Source organism: Stenotrophomonas pictorum JCM 9942 (assembly GCF_001310775.1).
Lineage (GTDB): Bacteria > Pseudomonadota > Gammaproteobacteria > Xanthomonadales > Xanthomonadaceae > Stenotrophomonas > Stenotrophomonas pictorum.
In genome coordinates, this window is the sequence record NZ_BAZI01000264.1 from 1 (window position 1) to 3,778 (window position 3,778).

Sequence of the window (3,778 nt, forward strand, 5' to 3'; positions counted from 1 at the left end):
CCGAAATGCCGGCTGTCGGCCTGCAGCCACACATCCCGCTCCGCCTCGGCCTCTGCGCTCAAGGGCGCACGGTCTTCGCGCGCCACCCACGCCGCGGCGATGTCATCAATGTGGTTGTCAACGCCTGCGCGCATGCCACATCTCTCCTGCATCGGGCTGCTCCTTGCCCTGCTCCGTTCCGTCGTCATGCCGCTTCATCGCTTCCATCAATACCCGGATGCCTTTGCAGATGTGCTTTTCAACGGTGTTCTCGCTGATCTGCATCCGCTCGGCGATCTCACGCTGCGAGTAGCCCTCCACGCGCCGCAGCACGAAGGCCTGCCGGCACTTGTCCGGCAAGCCGTCGATCAATGCGCCGATCCGCGCCAGCTGCTGCCGGGAGGAGGTCGTCCGCTCAGGGCAGACCTCTTCCCCGGCGATCGCAACCCGGTCGATCTCCGCGACCGCTTCGATCGACACCACCTGCGCGCGCCGCAACTGTTGCAGCACCACCGATTGCGCGACCGAGTAGACATAGGCCCGCGGCTGCCGGACGTGCGAAACGTCCGGCAGCGCCGCCAGGATCGCGTAGGTCTCCTGGATCACATCGTCGGCATCCTGGCGGACCGACAGCTTCCGCTTCAGCCACTCGCGCAGCGCCGGCTCACACGGCAACACGTGCTCGGCCAGCCACAGGCCGCGCTCTTTGGCCAGTGCCGGCTTCATCGCATCACCTGCCACCCGCCACCCGCCAACCGCCGGGCAGCGGCATCCACATCAACGAAGGTCATCAGAACGCCTTGCTCACATTCACGTACCAGTAGCGCGGATTGGCCTGATACACACCCGATGGATAGCCGAACACATCATCGGACACCGGCGGACGCTTGTTGGCCAGATTGTTGGCTCCAACCTTCAGCGCCACCCCGTTGAGCCAGCCTTCGCGCTGGAAGTCGTATTTGATGAAGGCATTGGCCAATGTCTGCGACTTCACCGTCCACGGCGTACCGTCGGCCAGGGTCAGGCCGTTCTCGACGTAGGAACTGGCGTAGCGCGCATTGGCGCCCACCGACAGCTGCTGGTAACGCCAGGTCAGGGTGCCGGACCACTTCCACTCCGGATTGCCGCCATTGCCGATCAGGTCACCGCCACCGGTGATACGGATCGACGGATCGACCAGTCCCTGCGCCTTGGCATCTTCCAGCGCCTGCAGCGCCGGCGAACGCTGGCGGTAGAACTCGATCAGATGGGTGCCGGTCACCGACACGTCGAAGCGGCCGATGGCGGTCTCCGGCGAATTCCAGCTGAAGTTGTAGTCCACGCCGCGCAGCGTCTGCGGCTGCAGATTGACGTACTGGTCGGTGACGTAGAGCACCTTGCCGGCCGGATCCAGCCCGGTGCCGGCAAACCGCGCGATCTCGTCGGCGGTCGGGTCGGCACGCACCACCGCGCTGTTGCTGCCGCCCTGCTGGCGCAGCAGGTAATCCAGGATCAACGCATTGCCTTCGCCGAACAGGCCGATGATGCCTTCCTGCTCGTACTTGTAGTAATCCACCGCGAAGCTGAAGCGGCCGAAATCCTCCGGAATGAAACGCGGCTGGAACACCAGCCCGGCGCTGGTATTGGTGGAGGTTTCCGGCTTCAGATCGGGGTTGCCCGAACGCCGCGCGGTGGTCGAATAGGTGTAACCGCCACAGCCGGCGATGGAGGCCTGCGCGCCCGTGCGCACGTCCGCTTCGCACTGGATGTAGTCGGTGCGGTTGTTGGAACGGCTGACCACCGTGGCGTTGACCTGTTCCAGGTTCGGTGCACGGAAGCCCTGGGCCCACGACGAGCGCAGGGTCAGGCCATCGAAAATCTGCCAGCCCAGCGCCAGCTTCGGCTTGGCGACATTGCCGAAATCGTTGTAGCGCTCGGCGCGCCCGGCCACCTGCAGGTCCAGCGACTTGACCAGCGGAATGCCCATTTCCGGCGAGACCAGCGGCACCGAGAGCTCGGCGAACAGTCCCATCACCGAACGCGAGCCGTAGGTGTCCGGGGTCGGGCTCACGCCGTACATGTCGCTCGGATAAGCGAGGCCGGTGATCGCATCGGTGAAGGTCACCGAGCCATCCACGCGCGCATCGCGGTCATCGCGCTGGGTTTCGTGCCGCGCTTCCACACCGGCCGCCATGCCCACCTTGCCGGCCCAGGTGGAGAACAGGTCCGCACGCGACACCTTGAAATCCCACAGGAACAGCTCGGTCTCGCTCTGCCGCTTGGCCTTGTAGAAGAACTGGTCCAGCGTGTCCCAGTCATTGCAGCCGCCACAGAACGGGTTGTAGGCCGACGCCGTGGGGTTGGCCAGCGCCTGCTGGAACAGCGACATGCTCACCGCATCCTGGGTGTCGACGACCTTGGCCGTGGAGTACAGCGCGGCGGTTTCCCAGTCAAAGCCGTAGTGATAGCCGCGCAACCCGGCCAGGGCGCGCACCTGGGTGTTGTTGACCTCGATGCGGGTCGGGCGCTCGAAGCGGTAGCTGGTGATCGTCACCGGCACGCCATTGGGGCCGATGTTCAGGCCCTGCAGGCGGTTCGGGTTGAGCGAACCGTCCGGCAGGTACATCGCGCCAAACGGGTTCCAGTAGTTGCTGGCGGCCACCGTCATCGGCAGTGCGGTGATGGTGTTGACACCGTTTTGCAGGCTGTAGGCGCGGGAGTCGTACAGGCCCGCCTCGCTGAAGAACGAAATGCCGTTGTCGAAGTCGTGCTTGCCAGTGACAAACAGGTTCAAGCGGCGCACGTCCGGGGTGATCGACAGCGGGTATTGACCCTGCTGGTTGTCGCGCAGGTTGGCATCGGCGCCGGAGGTCGCCTTGCTGCCGGACTGCACGCAGATGCCATCGGCAATGGTGGTCGCACAGCCACTGTTGCTGGTCGGCTGCACATGGAACGCCCCGGCCGCCGTGGTCAGCCAGGTGCCGTTGCGCGACACACGCGGCCCGTTGACGGTGAAATTGCCCCACGGGCTGTTGGTGTTGCGGTTGTCGGTGCCGGGCAGACCTTCAAACGGCGTGCCGAGGAAGTCCGTGGCGCGGTCGCCATTGCGGGTCCAGTCCTGGTCCAGCGAATTCAGGCCGGTGGTGTTGTAGTAATTGAAAGCGACGGTGATGTTGGAGCGCAGGTCTTCGGAGTTCTTGCCCCACATGCCGTTGATGCCGATATCGCGCAGGTCGGTACCTTCACCGAAGCCCTTCTGCACGCTGATCGTGCCGCCATCCATGTCATCGCGCAGCACGTTGTTGACCACGCCGGCCACCGCGTCGGTACCGTAGATGGCGGCTGCGCCATCGAGCAGCACCTCCACCCGGCGCAGGTTCGACACCGGCACCGCGTTGGCGTTGTAGGTCAGCACCGGCACCAGGTTGCCGTCGGCCTGGCTCATCGGGTGCACCACGCTGCGGCGGCCGTTGATCAGCAGCAGCGTATTGCCCACCCCGAGCCCGCGCAGATTGACCGAGGCGATATCGCCACGCGCGTAGTTGGAGCTGTTGCCACCATTGGTGCCGCTGAAAGATACATCGCCCATCTGCGGGATCGAGCGGTACAGATCATCCCCGGAGACCGCGCCGGTGGCTTCGATCTGCTCGGTCTGCAAGGTTGCTACCGGCAGAATCGCGGCCGACTTGCTGCCCTTGATCTGGCTGCCGACCACGGTGACCTGATCAAGCGTGCTCACCCCTGCAGCGGGCGCGACATCCACCTCCGCCGGGGCGACGGGCTGCGGCTGCGCCGCCGTTGCCACCGCCAAGCCCCCCAG

General features: G+C 65.2%; 2 protein-coding genes. Both read right to left on the reverse strand.

Annotation, left to right across the window (positions count from 1 at the left end; genetic code table 11):
- Window positions 1-117: 117 nt before the first annotated feature.
- The gene (locus JCM9942_RS12060; RefSeq protein ID WP_054659943.1) at window positions 118-705 is read right to left on the reverse strand and encodes an RNA polymerase sigma factor; all 588 of its coding nucleotides are present in this window, start codon (window positions 703-705) and stop codon (window positions 118-120) included.
- A gap of 64 nt (window positions 706-769) precedes the next feature.
- A partial coding sequence (locus tag JCM9942_RS12065) for a TonB-dependent receptor domain-containing protein (RefSeq protein WP_157722901.1) occupies window positions 770-3,778 on the reverse strand: 3,009 nt, incomplete at its 5' end.